We start from the raw sequence: 23,150 nt of genomic DNA on the forward strand, positions 1-23,150 counted from the left end.
TTAGTCTTATGCTGGCACATGCACCAGCCTGAGTATAGAAATTTACAAAGTGGCGATTATAAATTGCCTTGGACTTATTTACATGTCATCAAAGACTATGTCGATATGGTCGCCCATTTAGAAGCGACTCCCAATGCAAAAGCCGTTGTTAATTTTGCACCGATTTTACTTGAACAAATTGAAGACTATAGTCACCAGTTACACGATTATTTACGTAATGGAAAACCGCTAAGAGACAGTTTATTAGCCGCTCTTGCTAATCCTGAAGCCATTACAAATGCGGATGATCGTTTACAAATCATTAAAAATTGTAAAAAAGCCAATAAAGAACGCCAAATTGAACGTTATTCTAAATTTTCAGACCTTCTTAAAATAGCCGATGAGTTAGAAGAAACTGACTGTGCTATGGACTACATTAGTTCACAATTTATGAGTGATATTGTAGTTTGGTATCATCTTGCTTGGATGGGTGAAACGGTTAAGTTATCCGACAAAAACATTCAAAAATTAATTGAACAAGGATCTAACTTTAGCTTAGAAAATAGGACTCATCTTTTAAAAGTTATTTCTGATTTACTCTCTCATGTGCTTAATCGCTATAAAGTATTAGCACAAAGTGGACAAATTGAACTTTCGGTCACCCCTTACGCCCATCCCATTGTGCCTTTAATGTTGGATATTAAAACGACGTGTGAAGCGATGCCTGATGCGCCCTTACCTCAGTTAGAAAATTATCCTGGGGGCGAAGAGCGCGTACAATGGCATTTGAAAAAAGGGGTTGAAACCTTTAATCATTTTTTTGGCTTTACCCCTAAAGGCTGTTGGCCTTCAGAGGGAGCGGTTAGTTCCGAAACGTTAAAAATTCTGGCTGATTTTGGGTTTGATTGGGCGGCAACAGGGGGAAGCGTCTTACACAATAGCCTTAATAGTTCAGAGCAACAGGGAGTAAGTATTCATCAACCCTTTAAATTAAAAGAAACTAATATTGCTTGTTTTTTTAGAGATGATGGCTTATCGGATTTAATTGGTTTTGAATACTCTAAATGGCATGCAGATGATGCGGTTAATAATTTAATTGAACATTTAGAAAACATTGGCACGAATAAAGAAAATGATATTGTATCCATTATTATGGATGGTGAAAATGCGTGGGAATATTTTCCTAATAATGGTTATCATTTTTTAAACGCGCTGTATAAACGTTTAGCCGATCATCCCACCATTGAACTGAGTACCTTTTCAGAGTGTTTAGCGGAAAAATCAGACGTAAAAACACTGAATAAACTCATTGCAGGCAGTTGGGTTTACGGGACATTTTCAACATGGGTTGGTGATAATGATAAAAACCGTGGCTGGGATATGTTGGGTGATGTTAAAAAATGTTTTGATAACGTTATTCCCACAGGCCGTTTAAATGCAGAACAAACTAAAAAAGCGGAAATACAACTGGCTGTTTGTGAAGGCTCTGATTGGTTTTGGTGGTTTGGTGATTACAACCCAAATGAAGCCGTCAGTGATTTTGAAAAACAGTTTCGTCTGAATTTAACCAACCTCTATTCATTATTGGGTGAACAACCCCCTAGTTATTTAACCCATTCATTTACCCAAGGTTCAGGTACACCTGTCATGGGTGGCGCAATGCGACCTGGAACAGAACATTAACTTAATCAATGAGAGCTATTGTCAAAATAGCTCTTGCCTCTCAAACAGGAGATAATAAACGTGGCAACACTTTTAGAACAACGACGGGCGGGTGTATTGCTACATATTACCTCATTACCTGGAAATTATGTAAAAGGGGATATGGGTAAAGAAGCCTATCATTTCATCAAATTTTTACATGACTCAGGTATCACCGTTTGGCAAACACTCCCTTTAGGTGTCCCACATAGTGACGGTTCCCCTTATCAATGCTTATCAGCCCATGCAGGAAACCCTGCGTTAATCAGCTTAGAATGGCTTAAAGAAAAAGGCTGGCTACATCACACAGAAAGCTGTGAGCATTGTGAAGCGGAAGATAATTTTACAAAAAAATGTTTATTAACCAAGTCTTTTTATGGGTTTCAATCCTTAGCAACGCTAGAAGAAAAAAATGAGTTTAAACAGTTTTGTGATGATAAAGCCGCTTGGTTAGATGACTTTGCTTTATTCATGGCCTTTAGAGCAGAATACAATTTACAGTGCTGGAATCAATGGCCAGAGCCGATCAAGCAACGGCGCTCAAAAGCAATTAAAGAAGCTAAATTACGCTTAAAACATTTTATTGAAATTATAAAGTTTGAACAGTATATCTTTTTTACCCAGTGGCTAGAGCTAAAAAAGTTTGCTGCCGAATACAATGTCCTATTGCTGGGTGATATTCCTATTTTTGTCTCGTATGATAGCGTTGATGTTTGGGTGGATCGTAAAGTTTTCAAACTTAATAAAGACGGTGAAATGCCTGTTGTTGCGGGGGTTCCGCCCGATTACTTTTCAAAAACAGGCCAGCGTTGGGGGAATCCTCATTATAACTGGAAATATTTACAAAAAACAGGATTTGAATGGTGGGTGAAACGCTTAGAAACTCAGCTAGAATTATTTGATATTGTTCGTATCGATCATTTTAGGGGCCTAGAATCGGCATGGGAAATCCCTGCCAGTGAAAAAACAGCAATCAAAGGGAAATGGGTTAAAGCACCTGGTGACGCTCTCTTAGATGCAATACAAAACGCATTTAGTGACATTCCCTTGGTTGCTGAAGATTTAGGTGAAATCACCGATGAAGTGGATAAACTTAGAACTGATTTTAATCTTCCAGGGATGAAAATTTTACAATTTGCGTTTGGCGATAATGCCAATAATCCGTATTTACCGCACAATTATGAAAATAACAGCGTTGTTTATACGGGAACCCATGATAACGATACGACTTTAGGCTGGTATGAGCCTTTAGACGATCATGAGAGACATCGTATTTATGAGTTGCTGGGTAAACCGAATGAAGGAATGCCGTGGGCTTTAATTCAAGCCGCTTTTTCATCGGTTGCAAACCTTGCCGTTATTCCTTTGCAAGATATTTTAGAATTAAACTCAGAAGGTCGAATGAATGTTCCAGGAACCACGACTGGAAACTGGAAATGGCGATTTGATTGGAATCAACTTACCGCAGAAAAAGCAAATAAATTATCGCATTTAGTTAGATTATTTGGTCGATAAGTTTAGAGTGACAAATACCCCCATTTTAAGAGGCGGGGGGGTTGAGGGAAGCTATTCATTGATAAAGATATAGATTTTGTTCAATTATTGGTATTTTTCATTTAGCTTAAAAAATAGTGTGGCGTAAAATAGCTTTAGCTATTGAACTCCGATTTAAACTGTAAACCGAAAAATGAAGAATGCCCAATGATTAGCTTCCTATTTAAGATACAAAGAATCCCCCTTTAAAGTTGTTATGTATAAAAAATTTTCTATCATTATTCCAACGTTCAATGAAGAGCCGATTATTAAGAAATGTCTACTTGCATTACAGCCGTTACGTCAGCAAGCAACCTTGATTATTGCAGATGGTGGAAGTCAGGATAAGACCTTAAGTATGGCAACCCCGCTTGTTGATAAAATCGTTCATGCGGATAAAGGCCGTGCAAAACAAATGAATGCGGCCGCAAAACTCGCTCAAAGTGAGGTACTTATTTTTTTACATGCCGATACTTTTTTACCCGACAATGCATTAACGTTAATCGAACAGGGATTGCATTCAAATAAACACTGGGGGCGATTCAATATCAATTTAACAGGCCCTTCCGTATTAAAAATTATTTCACAAATGATGAACTGGCGATCTTCTTTAACGGGAATTGCCACAGGCGATCAAGTTATTTTTGTTCGACAAACGCTATTTGAATACGTTAAGGGTTATCCTGAAATTGCATTAATGGAAGATATTGCCCTGTCTAAAAAATTAAAATCAGAAAGCACCCCCTTTTGTTTAAAGGATAAAGTGCAAAGTTCTGGGCGACGCTGGCAACAGTTTGGTCTATTTCAAACCATTCTTTTAATGTGGAATTTACGATTGCGTTATTGGTTGGGACAATCCCCAGATAAACTGGCTAAACTTTATTATCAAGAGCAAGGTTAGATGGGGAAAATAGTTATTTTTACCGATGAACCCGGTTGGCATGGAAAACAACTCAAGCGTGCTTTTACAGACCATGGCTATGACAGTGCGTATGTCTCGTTAACGGACTGTAAAATTCAATTAGAATCGGAACAAGTACCGATTCAGATTAAAGACTTTGAACAGGCTTTGCCCGACGGTGTTTTTGTTCGTGGCGTACCCGGAGGATCATTACAAGAAGTTGTGTTTTATTTGGATATACTTCATGCGTTAAAACAACTTAATATACCTGTTTATAATGATGCCTACGCAATCGAGCGCAGTGTTGATAAAGGAATGACGAGTTTTTTACTAAAACAAGCAGGCTTACCGACCCCGATAACTTGGGTATTGAGAGACCGCGAAACCGCTCTAATTATCGCGGAACAGCAATTAAAACAAGGCAGTCATTTAATTAGTAAACCGTTGTTTGGCTCACAAGGGGTGGGTTTAAGACGTATTGAAAAAATGACGGATTTATTTTGGCTTACCGCAAGCAATGGTATTTATTATTTACAACAATTCATTGAATGTGTCGGTGATGATTTTTCAGATATACGCGTTTTTGTTATTCAGGATCAAGCCATTGCTGGGATGTGTCGGCGTGGAACGTCTTGGTTAAATAATGTCGCTAGAGGGGCGCGTTGTGAGCCTATTGAATTAACCTCGGTTTTATCTGAATTAGCGATTAAAGCCACGGCGGCTTTAAAAATGGATTATGCAGGCGTTGATATTATTCAAGATAAAGCAGGGTGTTATCATGTTATTGAAGTCAATAGCATTCCCGCGTGGAAAGGCTTGGAATCGGTTTGTGATCTTAACGTGGCTGAATTGTTAGTTAATGATATGTTACGCATGAAATAAATCCCCCCTTTTAACCCGTTATTACGCACTTAATGTGTGCAAGCTCATCCTTTATTTTTATGATTTCAGCCTCTAAATTAAGTAAGCTTTACCACGATGCCTGTGATATAGAATTACAGGCCTTTAAACCAGGAAATGTAAGTGTCTATGCTGAAGGGCATGACATGACGATAAAAGATTTTCAGCTGAGTGCAATGGCAAGTATGACCCCTATCACCAACCCTAATTATTCATTGGGTGAAAAAATATATTATGCCGTTAAAAATACACGAGATAGAGTAGGCTGTAACACTAATTTAGGGATAATATTATTGTGCGCGCCCCTGATACAGGCGTTATCCACGATGAGTAAAGGCGAGGATTTTAGAGAGAGACTGAGTAAGGTGTTACACGCAACCACGCGTAGTGATGCTAATTGGGTTTTTAAGGCCATCACACTGGCCTCACCAGGTGGGTTAGGTGAATCTGCTGAAGCGGATGTTCATACGGTCGCACAAATTACTTTAATTGACGCTATGAAAATTGCTGAAAATAAAGATAGAGTGGCCCTACAATACACCACAAATTTTAAAGATATTTTCGATTTTTCAATTTTAAGGTATAATGACGCTTTCAAGAAGTGGGGAGACCTAAATTGGTCTGCGGTTGCGTCTTATTCTGCCCTGCTGAGTAAATTTCCCGATAGTCATATCGAGCGAAAATATGGAAATAAATATACGGAAGAAGTACAAATACAAATGCGTTTACTCAATGACATCCTGTTAAGTACAGATAAACCGCAGCAGCATGAAGCGATGCTGTATGAAATAGACACTACCTTTAAAAAATCTGGGATTAACCCTGGAACAACTGCCGATTTAACCGTTGCCACTATTTTTGTTTTTTTAGCAGAAAGAATGCTTCGTACAGTCGGACTATAAACAATTTTTTATTTTTCTCAATTAGGAGATAACAACAAATGGCTAAAATTAACAACCTTCGTGTAGGCGAGTCTTTAAACGGTGATGGAAACGAAGTTGCACACATTGATTTAATGATTGGGCCTCGTGGTTCAGCAGCTGAATCTGCATTCGCTAACTGCTTAACTAACAACAAAGATGGTTTTTCTAGTCTTTTAGCTGTTGTTGCGCCTAACCTAATGGTTAAGCCTGCTACAGTTATGTTTAACAAAGTAACAATCAAAGGTTCTAAGCAAGCAGTACAAATGTTTGGCCCTGCACAACGTGGTGTTGCTATGGCTGTTGCTGATTGTGTTGAAGATGGCACAATTCCAGCCGACGAAGCAGAAGATTTATTTATCTCTGTTGGTGTTTTCATTCATTGGTTAGCAGAAGATGATGTTGCCATTGAGAAAAACAACTATGATGCTGTTAAACAGTCTATCAAAAATGCAGTCGCTCAATCACCTACTGCGGCTGAAGTTGTTGCAGCAAAAGGTTCTTCTGAGCATCCATTTGCAGCTAATAAAGTTTAATTATTAGTTTCAAATAAAATTGATAAAGAATACCTCGATTTATTCGGGGTATTTTTTTGCCTGTAATTTTTTAATAGCCCGACTCGAAATTGCTTTATTATGCAACGCGCTAGCACATAATACAGCGTGTATCCCTATTTTTTGTAATGCGAATAAATCGGTTATTCCTCGAACCCCCCCTGAGGCAATGAGTTCTATTTTAGAATTTAACCGCTGATAGCGCATCAATAGATCCAAATCAACGCCCTGATAACTACCAACACGACCGAGTGTCATCAGAATAATTTTTTTCGGCCACAAATCTTGTTCATAAAATAATTGTTTTGCCCCTAACGATTCCCCGTTGGCCGAAAAATCCAGTGATAAAATAAACTCTTTTTCAAAATTTTTTAAATAACTGACCTTGTCTTCACCATAGGATTCACTACCTAAAACGGTTTGATAATGACTGAATACGGATAATGAGGACGGGGACGCTTGAAATCCTCGATCCACCCAGAAAGTAATGTTTGGATAGTGTTGTCGTAGTGTTTCAATTAAAGCATCATTATCCCCTTCGTCGAGAATCGCATCTAAGTCCGCCAAATAAATAACCGTGAACGGATGCAATTGTAAGAAACACTGAATAACCTCGGTGACGTTATAAGAGTGGCATAAAGGAGTTTTTAGCGGTTGATAATGTTGCCGTAACCCTAATTTAGCATGAACGGCCACCCCTTGTTTAATATCAATAACAGGAATAATTTTCATCAATAGTATTTCTATAATAATGTTGTCATAATGATCGCGTATCCTTATTGGCTGACTATTATTTTTTTAGAAAAAATAGGTCTTTTATAGTGAGGATACCTTTTTATTAAATAAATTAAACTAGGAAAATCAGCGATGAAAATTTTAATTTTATTAGGATGCTTGCTCTCAATTAATAGCTATGCAGAAACGCGTATTGCTATTTTAGATTTTGAATTAAAAGATTTAACCTTAACCCCTAGAATTTCTTCAGAGTTAGCGCGTACGGCATCCATCAAGCCCTTACTAGAAAATGAATTAAAAAAAAGCAGGTTATAAAATTATTACGATTAACTCAACGGCACAACAGCAAGCGAATGCAGGATTGGGTTATCTTTTTGATCATGATGATAGTGCCGCTAAATTAGCAGAAGAGGTCGGAGCTGATTATGTTTTAGTGGGTCGGCTGCATAAACCTAGCTTTTTATTTGCTTACCTCATGGGCCATTTAATCAAGGTCAGTAATAAGAAACTGATCGGTAATTATATATCTGAAACCAAAGGGGGGCGCGAAAAAATTAACCCTAAAAGCCGTTGAAAGTTTAACCGTTAAAATTGATTATGATTTAGACCGACGTTATACCCCTCCTAAACCCAGCAAATAAAACCAACTATGACACTAGAACAGACACGTACCCATGCTATTAATATTAACACATTCGCAAGGGAGGAAACAAAACCGACTTCTGAGAATGAATCCACTTGCATTGAAGTTAAAAATTTAAATTTTTTCTACGGTGAAAAACAAGCTCTTTTCAATGTTAATATGAAAATGCCTAAGAAAAAAGTAACGGCTTATATTGGACCAAGTGGCTGTGGTAAATCAACGCTATTACGCAGCATTAACCGAATGAATGATTTAGTAGATAGTGCCAGAATTGAGGGAGAGATTTTATTAGAAGGCCATAATATTTATGATAAATCGGTTAATGTTGCGGATTTACGTCGGCGTGTCGGGATGGTTTTTCAAAAGCCGAACCCTTTTCCTAAATCAATTTATGAAAATGTGGCTTATGGTCTCAGAATTCAAGGGATTAATGATCGCCGTACCTTAGATGAAGCCGTCGAAAAATCCTTACGAGGCGCGGCTTTATGGGATGAAATAAAAGATCGGCTTAATGATAATGCATTAGGGCTTTCAGGGGGACAACAGCAGCGATTAGTGATTGCGCGAGCCATTGCGATTAAACCCGAAGTGATGTTGTTAGATGAGCCTGCCTCAGCTCTTGACCCCATTTCAACCTTAAAAATTGAAGAACTTATTAATGAACTCAAAGAAACTTACACCATTGTAATTGTCACGCATAATATGCAGCAAGCCGCCCGCGTTTCTGACTATACCGCCTTTATGTATATGGGTGAACTCATTGAATTTGGACAAACCAATCAACTCTTTACTAACCCGTCTAAAAAACAAACAGAAGACTACATTACAGGTCGCTACGGCTAAGGAAAATCGTCATGGAAACTAATAATAATAAACTTGGGCATCATATTTCGGAACAATTTAATCGCGAGCTGGAGGATATTCGCAACAAAGTGTTAACGATGGGCGGCTTAGTTGAACAACAAATCAAATTAGCAACGCAAGCTTTTTCCAAAGGGGATGTTCAGCTTGCAGAAGAAGTCATCAAACAAGATGATCGTGTTAATAATTTAGAATTAGAAATTGATCGTGAGTGCATCAAAATTATTGCATTACGCCAGCCGACAGCTTTTGATTTAAGACTCTTAATTTCAGTGATTAAAACAATCACTGAAATTGAACGAGTAGGGGATCAAGCAAAACGTATTGCTGAAATGGCGATTCATTTAGCGGGTGGTGAAAATCAGGATGACTATTATGAATTACAACACATATCTGAAATGGTAAGTACCCTGCTTCATAATGCCTTAGATGCCTTTGCACGCTTAAATATTCATGACGTTGTCACGATTAAGGAACAGGTTAAAAAAGTTAACCGTGAGTATAAGGGAATTGTACGCCAATTAATTACCAAGATGATGGAAGACCCAAGAAGCATTAGCCAGTCATTAGATTTATTATGGACAGCCCGTGCATTAGAACGGGTTGGCGACCATGCGTGTAATATGAGTGAATATATTATTTACATGGTTAAAGGGGAAGATGTTCGTCATTTAAGTGCTGAAGAATTAAGCGAGCGAATTCAATCAAAAGCGTAACGACTAGCGTGGCTTAATGTAAAGGGAATCGACTCAATACATTATGGTCACTTATTTGGGCATCCTTCATTTTTCGGTTTACAGTTTAAACTGGAATTTAATAGCATTAGCGGTTGGTGAGTCACGAAAATAGTTAACGCATATTTTACGCCACCCTATTTTTAAGAATAAAGTAGTAAACTACCTTTTTAGATAAATGAAGAAGGCCAAATTATCACCTGATTTCAACCTTGAAATGAGCGGTCATAAATCCTCGAAAAAAATCCCCAACCCTCAGTTTTTATTTTATTAAAGTGTGATATTTATTGAATACAAGTCACACTTTTAAAATATAAATGGAATTTTAACCCAAATTCTTTTAGTATTTTGATTCCTTACGTTACATCTGTTAATGTTTAATCACCTTTTTAACTTAATTAAACCCCAAAATTATCTAGAAAGAATACTAGGACAAATGGTATCGTTTGAAAGGGTAAGAAAAATTAGGAAACAGACTATTAATAATAGCCACTGAAACCTTTAAACCTTATTTACTATTCTTCCCTCACTACACCTCATTTATTAGGCGGAGTGAAACCGACTGTCCTCTATTTTAAACTTTTCAGAGGGGTTAATATTAGAAACAGTATCACCCTTTATGACAAAAAAAAATTTTCCTCTGACCGCGCCACAACGTGAAATCTGGTTTGACCAAATTTTACACGAGAGCATTCCACTTTATAATCGGGCGCGTTATATCAAAATATCAGGTATTATTAATCCTAAACGCTTTGAAAAAGCTGTTAATTGTTTAATTAAAAAGCACGATACATTACGCACTCATCTTACTGATGAATACGCAAATGATGGCACGCCATTACAAACTTACGTGTCAGACATTAACGTAACCGTCCCCTTATGGGATTTCTCAACTGAGCCTAATTCAGATGCAGTTGCGATAAAATGGATGGAAAAACGAGCCGACGATGCATTTTCATTAACCGAATTATTATGTCGGTATGACTTAATTAAAACAGATTCTCACTGTTATTACGTCTTGATGCAATACCATCATCTTATTGTCGATGGATTTAGCATGGCTCATCTAAGTCGCTCATTGGCTGAGATTTATACCGACTTAGTCAATCAAAAAAAACCATCACTGGAAAGCCCTTCTTATAGCGATTTTATTCGCTATGATCGTACTTATGTGGATTCAAAGGATTTTGCGGATAAACAGGCGTATTGGGTAAACCGCTATAAATCCGCGCCCGAACCGTTGTTAATTCCGCATTATCGCAGTCAATACTCTGAAAAATTTATTGGCAGTGATTGCAATACATGGGTTATGCCGCGTTCGTTTTACCAGCAATTAAATTCACTGGCCCATCAACAGGGTGTTACATTTTTTCGGGTGTTTTTAGCAACGCTTTATGTTTATTTTACTCAAACAGGACAGCGGGATGATTTTGCGGTTGGCTACCCTACTTTAAATCGCTCGGAATCTGAATTTAAAAAAATAGCAGGTCTTTTTACCCTAATCGGTTCATCTCATTTTAACTTTGGTCAACACTTAAGTTTTGCCGATTTATTACAAAAAGTTCATCAAACCTTAAAAGAAGATTTAGCACATCAGCCGTTTCCCACCAGTGATATAAAGCGGATTATCAATCAAGATAAGTCGCATAAAACGACTTCTTTATTTGGTCTAAGTGTGTCGTATCAACGTTTTAGTTTTGATGCGCGTTTTGCTAATATTGAGACCGAAACCACGCAATTATTATATGCGTGGGAACAAATGCCTTTAATGATTCATATTCAAGATTTTAATGTCGATTCCGATGTAAAAATTCATTTTGTTTACAATCGGGCGTATTTTAAAGCTGAGGAAATCAGTGCATTACAAACGAGTTTATTTAATTTATTTAAAGCCGTCATTAAGGACAGTACGACGCTTATTTGTGATTTACCGATTATTACCGACCCTGAAATTTCAACCTTACAACGATGGAATACCGCAGCGGTTGAAACTTCGGACTTTCAACCGTTTATTCGCCGCTTTGAACAGCACGTTGAGAAAACGCCCGATAACATCGCCCTTTTTTTTAAAAATAAATCGTTAAGTTATCAACAATTAAATCAAAAATCGAATCAATTATCCCATTATTTAGCAACACTTAAGGACGCTAAGGGCAACGCCATTTTTAATAAGAATCCATTGATTGTGATTGCAGTCGAGCGTTCTTTAGAGATGCTGATTACGTTATTGGCCATTCTTAAAATGGGCGGGGCTTATATTCCTATTGACCCTCATTATCCCCGTGAACGTATTCGCTATATGCTTGAAGACAGTGCCGCGCCCTTAGTCTTAACGCAACAGACTTTAAAAAATAAACTGCCGTTAGCGACTCTTAAACACGCGTGTTTAATTCAGTGTATTGATGAAATTAATCTTAGCGAGCAGTCATTTTTAAACCCAAAAAAACAAATTCACAGCGATGATTTAGCCTATATTATTTACACATCAGGGTCTACGGGGAAACCTAAAGGGGTGATGGTTGAACAGGCTAATCTCAGTAATTTTTTGCAAGCCATGCAGCAATTAACTCAAATCACAGCTAACGACCATTTATTAGCCGTGACCACTTTATCCTTTGATATTGCCGCTTTAGAACTTTATTTACCCCTTATTTCAGGCAGTCGTTTATACCTCGCGGCTCAAGAAACCGCTAATGATGCGTTTGTTTTGCAAAAAGAATTAGTGCTGAATAACATTAGCATCATGCAAGCCACGCCCGCCACATGGCAATTATTAAAACACAGTGAGTGGCGAACTGAAAAACCCCTCACTATTCTCTGTGGCGGCGAAGCGTTACCGATGGAATTGGGGAATTATTTATTAAATAACAGCACTCAATTATGGAATGTTTACGGGCCGACAGAAACCACCGTTTGGTCATCGGCGTATCAAATAAAATCGCCGTTAACAACCTTGCCCTCCATTGGACAACCGATTGCAAATACGCGTTTTTATATTGTTAATCAAATGAATCAGCCTCTTCCTATTGGCGTGATGGGTGAATTATGTATTGCAGGCTCAGGCGTATCTCGTGGTTATTTAAACCGCTTAGATTTAACCGCTGAAAAGTTTTTTGAGATTTCGTTATTTGGCAAACAGGAGCGGATTTATAAAACAGGGGATTTAGCTCGTTGGTCGCCCGATGGAAATTTAACGTATCTAGGGCGTATTGACCATCAAATAAAATTACATGGGTTTCGGATTGAATTAGGGGAAATAGAAACTAATTTATGCTTACAGTCCGATGTGAACGAAGCCGTGGTTATTTTATATTCAAAGGATGAAAACCCGCGTCTACTGGGGTATATAACCAGTGATAATACGGCGATTGAAATAAAAGAATTACGAGCCGCCTTAAAAAATACCTTGCCTGATTATATGATTCCCGCACAAATAATCAGATTGGCGCATTTCCCACTCACGCCTAATGGAAAAATTGACCGGAATGCCTTACCGCTGCCTTTAGAAGACAAAGTAGCCGCGCATTTACCGTCCTCGCCCACAGAAATAAAGCTTGCAGGTTTATGGGCGGCACTGTTCAATCATGAAAAAATTTATCAAGAAGATGATTTTTTTGAACTAGGCGGTCATTCATTATTAGCGATACAGTTAATTATCCGAATTAGAGCGGCATTTAAGGTGGAATTAACCATCCGTCATATTTTTGATTATTCCAAACTGATTAACTTAGCGGATACGATTGACAGCACTGATAATACCGTGTGTTTACCTGCGATAGAACGACAAGCGACCGATATCCCGATTCAACTCTCGTATGCCCAGCAACGGCTGTGGTTTTTAAATCAATTTAATGAAGAGGATCAAGCGACCTATAACATTCCATTTGCCTTTCAAATAACAGGTGGTTTAAATCATCAGGTGTTACAAAAAAGTTTAGCGTGGGTATTGGAACGACACACGACCTTACGCTCTAATTTTTTAACGCAAGAAGGTCAAGCGCACCTAAAAACGCGTCCTTTAAATACTCTTTCTAAGCGTCTAACTCATCACTCGGTTTCTACTTTAGAAGAAACTCAAAAACAACTCAAACAGCAAGCCAATACCCCGTTTAATTTGGCCAATGATTGCTTAATTAGATTTGATTTATTTGAACAAAATCCCCAGCAAAGTACCTTACTGGTGACGATGCACCATATCATTAGTGATGGGGGGTCTATTGGCGTTTTTACTCGGGATTTACAACAGGCTTATCAGGCGTTTCAACAGGATAAACAACCCGATTCCGCTCCCTTGCCGATTCAATACAGTGATTACGCCTTATGGCAAATTAATTGGTTACAAGGAGAGGTCTTACAACAACAAATTGATTATTGGAAAACCCAGTTAACAGGCATTCCCACCTTATTGGAGCTTCCGTTAAAAGGACTTCGTCCTGAACAACAAAGTTATGAAGGGAACAGTTTTCAGCAGGTTTTATCGCCGTCCTTGAGTCAAAAAATAGCCACACTCAGTCAGCAACAAAATGTGAGTGTTTTTATGACCTTATTAAGCGCGTTTAGCCTGTTGTTATCACGTTACAGTCGTCAGAACGATATTTGTATCGGCAGCCCGATTGCCAATCGTCCTCATCAAAGTACAGAAAATCTAATCGGTTTTTTTATCAATACCTTAGTTTTACGTACTCAATTTAAACGGGAACAAACCTTTAATGAGGTTTTACAGGCCACGCGAAAAATGTGTCTTGAAGCCTATAGTCATCAGGATATTCCTTTTGAAGTGATTGTAAAAGAGCTTCAACCGACACGAACCCCTAGCCATAGTCCGTTGTTTCAAGTTTTATTTAGCTTACAAACCCATGAAACGGTTAATTTGGAATTAGAGGGCTTAGACATTCGCGCTTTAGCGGTTGAAAATCCTTATGCAAAGTTTGATTTAAGTTTAGATATTGAAGAAAAAGACGGGCAATTTTATTGTAAATGGCGTTATGCGGTTGATTTATTTGATGCTGAAATGATAACGCGAATGAGTGAGCGTTTTGAGGGCTTACTCAGGTCGATTGTCATGCACTCAGATCAAGCGGCGTGTCAGTTAACGCTATTGACAGCCGATGATAATCAGAACGTGCAACACTGGAATCAAACGACGGTTAGCTACCCTGAGCCAACGAATATGGTCGGCTTATTTGAACAACAGGTGAAAAATACCCCCGATGCAGTGGCGATTGTTTTTGAAAACCAATCCTTAAGTTATCAACAGCTTAATCAACAGGCCAATCAATGGGCGGATTATTTAGTTCATCTTAAAAACACGGACGACAGCCCCTTATTAACAAATAATCCTTTAATTGTCATTGCGGTAGAACGTTCTTTTGAAATGGTTATTGGGCTGTTAGCGATTTTAAAAATCGGCGGGGCTTATATTCCGATTGATCCTCATTACCCACGGGCGCGAATTCAATACATGCTTGAAGACAGTGCCGCGCCGTTATTACTTACGCAAGGTCATTTAAAACAACAGCTTCCCCTTAATGACTTAAAACAGGATTGTCGGGTTCAGTGTTTAGATGAAATAGAGACCGCGCCCTTATCGGTTAATAATCCTATTCATCCGATTAAAGCAACCGATTTAGCTTATGTTATTTATACCTCGGGTTCAACAGGAAAGCCAAAAGGGGTGATGGTTGAACAGCAGAATTTGACGAATTTTTTACAGGCGATGCAGCAGCTTACCAAGATAACGGATAACGATAAGCTATTAGCCGTAACTACGCTATCGTTTGATATTGCTGCATTAGAGCTTTATTTGCCATTAATTTCGGGGGCGTGTTTATATCTTGCGACTCAAGCAATGGCCACCGATGCGTTTGTATTACAACAGCAGATAGTTGAACATCAAATTAGCTTAATTCAAGCGACTCCTGCGACATGGCAATTGTTAAAACACAGTGATTGGCAGGCCGAACATCCCTTAACCCTACTTTGTGGCGGCGAAGCCTTACCTGCTGAATTAGCGAATTATTTATTAAAAAATAGTGATGAATTATGGAATGTTTATGGGCCGACGGAAACCACGGTTTGGTCATCCGCCTATCGAATTAAGTCGCCCTTAAAACGTTCGCCTTCTATTGGACAGCCTATTGCTAACACGCGTTTTTATATTTTGGATGCAAACGATCAATTACTTCCTGAAGGCATGATAGGTGAATTGTGCATTGCAGGCGCAGGCGTTTCACGGGGTTATTTAAACCGAGCTGATTTAACCGCTGAAAAATTTATTGAACTGACTTTAGCGGGAAAAAAAGAACGTATTTATAAAACAGGAGATCTTGCTCAATGGTTGCCCGAGGGTAATTTAGAGTATGTAGGGCGCATTGACCATCAAATAAAATTACATGGGTTTCGGATTGAATTAGGGGAGATAGAAGCTAATTTATGTTTGCATTCTCAAGTGAACGAAGCGGTGGTGATTGTTGATGAAAAAGAACGTTTACAGGCGTACATTACCTCTGAATCGGATAATCTAAGAGAGGACGAATTACAGGCGTGGTTAAAAACTAAGCTTCCCAATTACATGCTGCCGTCACAAATACAGGTGTTGCCGACTTTACCGTTAACCGCCAATGGAAAAATTAATCGGTTAGCGTTACCCAAAGTGACTCATCAGTCTCAACAGGCGAATAATTTTCAATCCCCGCATACGCTCACCGAAGAGCGTTTAGCGAGAATTTGGGTGGCTATTTTAGGGATTAAAATCTTAGATGACACAGGCGCGACTCATATTGATGTTCATGACGATTTTTTTACGATGGGCGGGCATTCTTTATTTGCGGCTCATTTGATGGCTCAAATACAAAAAGTTTTTCAACTAAAAATTCCGTTACGGTCGTTATTTGAGCATCCTACGATTGCAGAGTTGGCTCAATGTATTGATGAGCAATTACAACAACAGTCTTCACAAAAAAATAAACAGGGGTCGGTTCTTGTTCCTTTACAACAAGGAGGCACTAAAAAGCCGCTATTTATTATGCCGGGTGGGAGTGCAGGTGAAGGCGAGTTGATGAATTTAGTCAAGTTGGTTTATTTATTGGGGAAGGATCAACCTGTTTATGGATTACAGGCGCGAGGGTTAGATGGCGTGTTAGCGCCGTATACGAGTGTTAATGAAATGGCCGCAGATTGTGTTAAGGCGATTCGTTCTATACAGCCACAAGGGTCTTATTTGCTGGTTGGCGAGTGTTTAGGCGGGCGAGTTATGTTAGAAGTTGCTCAACAATTACAGGCACAAGGGCAAGACGTTCAGCGTTTAATTTTGATTGAAACGTCGTTACACACGGGGGGTGAAAATTTTAAGGATTTATGGGTTAATATAATGTGGCCTAAATTTAAACGGCATGGGAACTCGTTATTACAGCTTTCCTTTGACCAGTGGCTTAATTATTTTGTGGATAAAAGTAAAAAAGCGTTGAGAATAGTTTTCCCTGATGCGGAATTAGCGGTTAATCTTTCAACAGATGAGCTGATTAGGTTACGCAAAGAGGCGCATAAAAATAGTATTTTTCGTTATCAGCCCAAGGTGTATTCAGGGAATTTAACTTTATTAATGACGAAGGTTCTTTCAGATAAGGAATCGACGTTAAAGTGGGTGGCTTCGGTGAAAGGACGGGTGGATGATTATCAGTTGCCCGAAGGTGAGCATGAAAAGATTACTTATTTGGGGAAGGATGTGAAAACAACGGCTAAGTTGTTACGAGCGTGTTTAGATAAGATGCAGGGGGATCAGGGGGGGGCGAAATATAAAAAATAAATATATTGAGTTGTGGTTTATAAGGAGAGGCATTCCCAAGTGAAACTTCGGAATAGAAATCAAGGGGCGAAATCAAGGGGTCGGAGTTGTTTAAAACTAGTAAATCAATGAAATAAAATACATTTAAATTACTCCGACCCCTTAATAATACTGCTATTATATCGCATTAAATGGGTGAATACTTTCACAGCCTCTGGAGCTTGGTAACGAGAATAAGCTGCAATCACGAGACTAAAACCTCCAAGGTCTTGAAGACCTTGGAGGTTTGAAGCACTCCTAAGCTGAAAAAACTCACCCCGTTTTTAGACGCTTTAGAAGGCCCACTGTGTACGCAAAGTAAACGCATGAATATTATCAGGCTGACTATAGATTAAAATGCCCATTGCCCACGGAGAGAAAAGGTATTCACGCCTTCAAGATCACCTGAATTTTCAGCAGCTAAAATTGCACTATTTTCAACATCAAATGCTCTGCGATAATCAGCCATTAAACGAACGTTTTGGTTTAGATACCAGTTTAAAGCAAGGGTAACTGCTTTTTCACTACCGCCAATGATATTTTCTGAAGTCATATCTGCTTGATCATAACGTGCAGCTAACTCTAATGCACCCCAGCCCCCATTTTTTAAGCTAAAATCTTTAGCAGGTTTTAGACGTTTAAATTCACCATCAGAACCTTTATAAGAACGAGATTCACCTGTTAATGTCCAGCCTGCTTGTACATAAAAAGTATTGAAATCGACACTAGGTTCTCCATCACGCGTTAACCATGCGTAGGCATATTCACCTTGTACTGAAAAAGGACCTTGCATATAGGCGGCTTCAAACCCTGCTATTGACAGATTTTCAGAGTTGCTAATTTTGCCTGTATCGGTTAACTTTAAATTAGATGAATGCGTTGTTTCGTAGCTGAAACGGGTGTTTTTTCCACCATTTAATATATCGTTATTGTCGCTAGTTTCTCTAAAACCACCGTATGCACCTAAATGAACAACCTGATTTTTAGTATTGATGGGGGCATAAGTAACACGAGATGACATTCCCCAGCCCTCGTCTCCCCCAGCAGAACTGCTTGAGCCAATAGATTCACTATAAACCCCAAGTTGTGCTGACCAGTCTTTTCCTGATGATTTAAGATTTAAACCAATAGCACGATCAAATGCAGGGCCGGTGAGCGTATTAACTAAAGAACGTTCGGTAAACATAATATCATTTGAACTTTCTTGTAATTCCATACTGATAGCTTGTTTTTGATTACCGACCGTAATATCCAGCCAGTTTAGACCCGTATAGGTAACAAGTAAATCTTTAATAGCTACCTTATTGTCCGCAAAATCAAATTCAGACATGTACTTAAAATCATCCCACATAACACCTTTTATATAAAGGCGGGCGCGACGAATTTCAGTCCCATTGGTTGCAGAATCGCCAGCAATATAATTATCACCACTATGAAAAGAGGCATCTGCATGTAAACGCCCCCCAATTTTCATTTTAAATTCTTTGTCTGCGGTTTCAAATTGCAAACCATTTTTATCCAGCTTAGTTATTATACTATTGACATCTTTTTTGCTGATGGTTTCTTTTTTAAGTAATGTATTATATTGTGATTGGTTGATTGAACCATTTTGCAATAGAATATTGAGTAATTCTTTATCAGCCGCTTGTGCGGAAAAGCTTGCTACAGAAGCGATCACACCAAGAGCGAATAAAGAAGCGCCGCATTTTTTATTTATTAACATAATAAAAATACCTTTGTATTATAAAAAACATTTTGTTGTAAAATCTACACAAAGGATAATCGGTCAAGATGACAAAACCATGACAACCTCCTATTTTTATTATTCTTGATAAATTCAAACGCTTTAAAAAAATTAAAATGAATTCTAATGGAGACCACAAAAAAATCACCTGTTGGGGGGAAATTTAGGCTATTTTAAAAAGTTAATAACTAAAAATTTGAGGATTGAGTGTTAGGTAAAAAATATGAGAAATTATAGTGAGGACAGGGGTAACTTGGGGGATGGATATAGATTTTAACCCATAAAACTAATTTACTATTAATGGGTTAGGTTTGATTTATTGACTTGAACTCTAATTTTTTATTTTAAAGTGTCATCAGAAGTAACAGACCACTAAAACCAGATATATGAGATATAATCCAGTAAATTTTTTGGCTTAACGGTAAGGCTTGCCAATAAGCGGTTTCTTTCCTTACCCATCTTGCATAGAGAGTCGATAACATTTTTTTCAATCGAACACATAGCCTTGGTGCAGCACGATAAAAATGATAAAGCAGATACAAGGCAATAAAAATCGTACTATTTGCGATGATGATGTCACTTTGTTTAGAATTGGTTTCCAATGAGTGTTCGAGTATCGCTCCAACGATATACTCAATGGATTCGGTAAAAAGGTGAATAAGTCCAAAAATGAAATGAATACCCGCTAGAAACCAATCTAATAATGAATCAAATATTAGAATAATAAAAAATAACAATAGAAAATTTATGCCTACTCTTATTAGCATTTGTCGGTTCGACTCGTTTTTTTTATCATGTTGCCAAGCAGTTAGTATTACCTTGTAAATATTCATGATGTATTTAGACTTTATTTTTTAAAAGATCATTGTGTAAACAGTGATTTAGGTAACTCGTAACAAATAATATATCTCAATAAATGTATTTATCGGAGTACAAAACATGTTTTGTACTCCCATTTGTAATTTACAATAGAGGTTATTTTTTGCGTGTTATCTTAACCTATTTTTTAGGTAAAACAGGGTGAATAGTCACACTTTTTGATTGCAGTATTTGTCCTGTTGGCAAACCAAAAACTTCAATAACAATATTATCATCAGGTGCTGTTTTCAGATAATTTACCAGCGTTTCTTGTATATCAAAATCAATAAATTTTGCTTTAGAAGCATCAATTATTACGGTGCTATTTTCATTAATTTCATTCAAAAGTCGCCTTAATAACGCTTTATTTAAGAATGATACGTCTTTATGCATGGTTAGGGTGTAATTATTTTCTTCATGATGCAGTGTAATGGATTCGTGATAATTTGATTTGATAACAAAAAAAATACCAAAGCCGATACCAATCAAGACCCCTTGTAATAAGTCGGTGGTTAATATGGCAATGACGGTGATGATAAAGGGTAAAAATTGGTTCCAACCCTGACGGTAAAGTGAGATGAATAGCTGAGGCTTTGCTAGTTTATACCCTATGTGTAGTAAAATTCCTGCCAAACAAGCTAAAGGAATTAAATTAAGCAGGTGTGTAAAAAACAGTATACTGAGAAACAATAAAATGCCATGAAAAAAGCTAGAAATACGCGTGCGACCCCCTGAATTAATATTGGCGGAACTACGTACAATGACTGCGGTAACGGGTAAACCGCCCAGCATTCCGCTGATAATATTACCAAGCCCCTGTGCCTTTAACTCACGATTAGTGGGGGCAATTCGTTTTAATGGGTCCAGTTTGTCAACCGCTTCTAAGCTCAGTAACGTTTCCAAACTGGCAATAATAGCTAATGTGACCGCTATGAAATAGACCTGAGGGTTACTAAGAAAACTAAAATCGGGCTGTATAAATAAGCCAGCAAACTCGCTAATATTGGCCGTTATTTTCAAAGAAACTAAATGATTACCATTGATCGAAAATTCTGGAAACCATTGTAAGGCAGCACTATTAAAACCAATGCCCCAGCCTACGACAACTAAGGGTCCAGGAATTAGTTTCAACCAGTTAAAACATTTTGCCCAAGACATTTCCCAGATAATTAGAATCAATAAAGACCCCAGTGTAATGATAGTACTCCCCATGGAAATAGAGCTAAAAGCCTCGAGTACATCATAAAAACTACTAGAGGCCGTTTCATTCATGTAGCTTTCACCTCCCTGAAAACTAGAGTCATAGCCGACAGCATGAGGCAATTGCTTGATAATAAGAATTAAACCAATAGCGGATAACATGCCTTTAATGACCGATGATGGAAAAAAAGCACCAATAATACCCGCACGGAAGTAACCAAGAATGAGTTGTATAACACCCGCTAAAACCACACTAACTAAAAATCCAGGATAACTGCCTAATTGTTCAATAGCACCCAGTACAATAACAGTTAAACCCGCCGCAGGTCCTGAAACGCTAAGCTGTGAACCACTCGCCCAAGATACAATGATACCTCCAACCATACCAGCAATTAACCCTGCAAAAAGGGGGGCTCCAGAGGCTAGTGCAATACCAAGACATAAGGGTAAAGCCACCAAAAATACGACTATTCCCGCTGGAATGTCTTGTTTTAAATACGTTGCATAATAATGGATATGTTTATGAATCACGATTTATCTCTTTTTTAATAATTAAACTTTTAGAGAAGTAAAACTTATCAAGTACTAACATCCTGATACTGAAAAATTGGATTAATAGGGTCATTGGGTTTTAGAGTAATTAAAGGATTAATTAGACCGTCATTTAAACCATAAACCCAACCATGCAAAGTCGGGCGTTGATGATTTTTCCATGCCTCCTGAATGATGGATGTATGAGACAAAGCATGAATTTGTTCGATTACATTTAATTCAACTAACCGATTACCTCGCTCTTCTTCGGTCGCCAATGAATCTATTTCTTGCTGATGCAGACGATAGGTATTTTTAATATGCATTAGCCATTTATTGGTAATGACCAGATCTGAACGCTGTTTATTTAATGCCGCCATAATACCGCCGCATCCGTAGTGACCACAAACGATGATATGTTTAATCTCAAGTATACCGACCGCATATTGCAAGACACTCAGACAATTAAAATCCGTATGAATAACCTGATTAGCAATATTTCTATGAATAAACATATCGCCTGGTTTTGCACCGACAATAATTTCTGCGGGAACACGGCTATCAGAACAGCCAATCCATAAAAATTTAGGGGTTTGTTTTTTAGATAACTGCTCAAAAAAAGAGGGGTTCTTTGTCTTTAATTGCTCAGACCATTCCTTGTTATTTTGTAATAAATCGTTACAGGTGTGCATAGAATTCTCTCAATAAAAAAAATATTTGGTGTCTTGCATTATAGTAGCGTAGAGGCTGGAACGATTTCCCTCGAAATCGATTATCACTATAAATTTTTTGGCTTAAATAATTTTGTGCTGAAGCGATAAATTTAATATACATACAAGGTTGGCTTGAGACATAAACGGCTCTTTAAAGCTTACCTAAACTTACTCACATAAGTTGAGTTTTACTTAGTTATTGCCAGACAGCCTCCTAGAGTATATAGGCAACTGCAAACAGTGCCATGAAACCTACTGTATGTTGTGTTAAGTTAATATGTTCGAAAACAGTTTCTGACCTAACTGATAAAACTAGACATAATAGAAAAATAATGAACAGAATGAACAGAATGAACAGAATGAACAGAATAAAGCAAATAAAAAAAGATATAGTATCCTGTTGAGTTATAAAAAGCTATCTTATTATTGTCGAGTCGATACTATAATGATTCATTACATACTAAAAAGATATAAATATTAGTTAGTGAGGTTTTTTATTTGTAAAATTTAAGAGGGCGATTTATTGAGTTCAACCTAAAAACATGAAGGAAAAAGAGGACATATCTTGTATTTTTCACTCTTAATGTTTTACTTTATACGGTGAATTGAGAGATCGCAAAATGTAAGACCTAACCCCTATTTCTTACAAGGTGTATTCAAGTGATTTAACGTTATTAATGACAACGACTCTTTCTGATAAGGAATCGACGTTAAAGAGGATGGCTTCGATGATAGGAAGGCTCGATGATTATCAGTTGCTCAAAGCAATACCTTCGCCAATTTGAATTTTGAGCTAAAATTTTTCAGAACCTAATATTTGA

General features: G+C 37.8%; 14 protein-coding genes and 1 pseudogene. 10 read left to right on the forward strand and 5 right to left on the reverse strand.

Annotated features, from left to right (window positions below; all coding sequences use genetic code 11):
- The first annotated feature begins 18 nt into the window (after nt 1-18).
- From Q9M50_01420 to fae, 6 genes are all read left to right on the forward strand, one after another.
- On the forward strand, nt 19-1,662 hold the full coding sequence (locus Q9M50_01420; protein ID MDQ7089297.1) for a glycoside hydrolase family 57 protein: 1,644 nt from the start codon (nt 19-21) through the stop codon (nt 1,660-1,662).
- Nucleotides 1,663-1,722: 60 nt separating this feature from the next.
- A complete protein-coding gene (gene malQ / locus Q9M50_01425) occupies nt 1,723-3,195 on the forward strand; it encodes a 4-alpha-glucanotransferase (protein MDQ7089298.1) in 1,473 nt (490 codons plus the stop codon).
- A gap of 235 nt (nt 3,196-3,430) precedes the next feature.
- Nucleotides 3,431-4,114, forward strand: a complete 684-nt coding sequence (locus tag Q9M50_01430; protein MDQ7089299.1) for a TIGR04283 family arsenosugar biosynthesis glycosyltransferase — start codon at nt 3,431-3,433, stop codon at nt 4,112-4,114.
- Nucleotides 4,115-4,996, forward strand: a complete 882-nt coding sequence (locus Q9M50_01435) for a RimK family alpha-L-glutamate ligase (GenBank protein MDQ7089300.1) — start codon at nt 4,115-4,117, stop codon at nt 4,994-4,996.
- A gap of 59 nt (nt 4,997-5,055) precedes the next feature.
- The gene (locus Q9M50_01440) at nt 5,056-5,916 is read left to right on the forward strand and encodes a triphosphoribosyl-dephospho-CoA synthase (GenBank protein MDQ7089301.1); all 861 of its coding nucleotides are present in this window, start codon (nt 5,056-5,058) and stop codon (nt 5,914-5,916) included.
- Nucleotides 5,917-5,954: 38 nt separating this feature from the next.
- Nucleotides 5,955-6,470: a formaldehyde-activating enzyme gene (gene fae, locus Q9M50_01445; protein ID MDQ7089302.1), complete on the forward strand. Its 516-nt coding sequence runs from the start codon at nt 5,955-5,957 to the stop codon at nt 6,468-6,470.
- Between the two features lie 39 nt (nt 6,471-6,509).
- Here the strand turns inward: fae and Q9M50_01450 are convergent, their stop codons facing one another.
- Nucleotides 6,510-7,220, reverse strand: a complete 711-nt coding sequence (locus Q9M50_01450) for a HisA/HisF-related TIM barrel protein (protein ID MDQ7089303.1) — start codon at nt 7,218-7,220, stop codon at nt 6,510-6,512.
- Between the two features lie 135 nt (nt 7,221-7,355).
- Here Q9M50_01450 and Q9M50_01455 point away from each other — a divergent pair.
- The 4 genes and pseudogenes from Q9M50_01455 to Q9M50_01470 all read left to right on the forward strand — a co-directional run bounded on the left by Q9M50_01455 (nt 7,356) and on the right by Q9M50_01470 (nt 17,265).
- A pseudogene (locus Q9M50_01455) lies at nt 7,356-7,864 on the forward strand (DUF2380 domain-containing protein).
- Between the two features lie 8 nt (nt 7,865-7,872).
- A complete protein-coding gene (pstB, locus tag Q9M50_01460) occupies nt 7,873-8,709 on the forward strand; it encodes a phosphate ABC transporter ATP-binding protein PstB (GenBank protein ID MDQ7089304.1) in 837 nt (278 codons plus the stop codon).
- A gap of 11 nt (nt 8,710-8,720) precedes the next feature.
- A complete protein-coding gene (gene phoU / locus Q9M50_01465) occupies nt 8,721-9,443 on the forward strand; it encodes a phosphate signaling complex protein PhoU (GenBank protein ID MDQ7089305.1) in 723 nt (240 codons plus the stop codon).
- Between the two features lie 637 nt (nt 9,444-10,080).
- Nucleotides 10,081-17,265 (forward strand): amino acid adenylation domain-containing protein, encoded by a 7,185-nt coding sequence (locus Q9M50_01470; GenBank protein MDQ7089306.1) that lies wholly within the window; start codon nt 10,081-10,083, stop codon nt 17,263-17,265.
- Between the two features lie 370 nt (nt 17,266-17,635).
- Here the strand turns inward: Q9M50_01470 and Q9M50_01475 are convergent, their stop codons facing one another.
- The 4 genes from Q9M50_01475 to can form a co-directional block, all read right to left on the reverse strand.
- Complete coding sequence (locus Q9M50_01475) at nt 17,636-19,006, reverse strand: porin (GenBank protein MDQ7089307.1); 1,371 nt, start codon at nt 19,004-19,006, stop codon at nt 17,636-17,638.
- Nucleotides 19,007-19,371: 365 nt separating this feature from the next.
- Entirely contained in the window at nt 19,372-19,860 is a 489-nt protein-coding gene (locus tag Q9M50_01480) for a hypothetical protein (protein MDQ7089308.1), read from the reverse strand.
- A 166-nt stretch (nt 19,861-20,026) separates the two neighbouring features.
- Nucleotides 20,027-21,616, reverse strand: coding sequence for a SulP family inorganic anion transporter (locus Q9M50_01485; protein MDQ7089309.1), 1,590 nt, complete (start codon nt 21,614-21,616; stop codon nt 20,027-20,029).
- Nucleotides 21,617-21,663: 47 nt separating this feature from the next.
- Nucleotides 21,664-22,308: a carbonate dehydratase gene (gene can, locus Q9M50_01490; protein ID MDQ7089310.1), complete on the reverse strand. Its 645-nt coding sequence runs from the start codon at nt 22,306-22,308 to the stop codon at nt 21,664-21,666.
- Between the last annotated feature and the right edge of the window lie 842 nt (nt 22,309-23,150).

It is taken from the genome of Methylococcales bacterium (assembly GCA_030949405.1).
GTDB lineage: Bacteria > Pseudomonadota > Gammaproteobacteria > Methylococcales > Methylomonadaceae > WTBX01.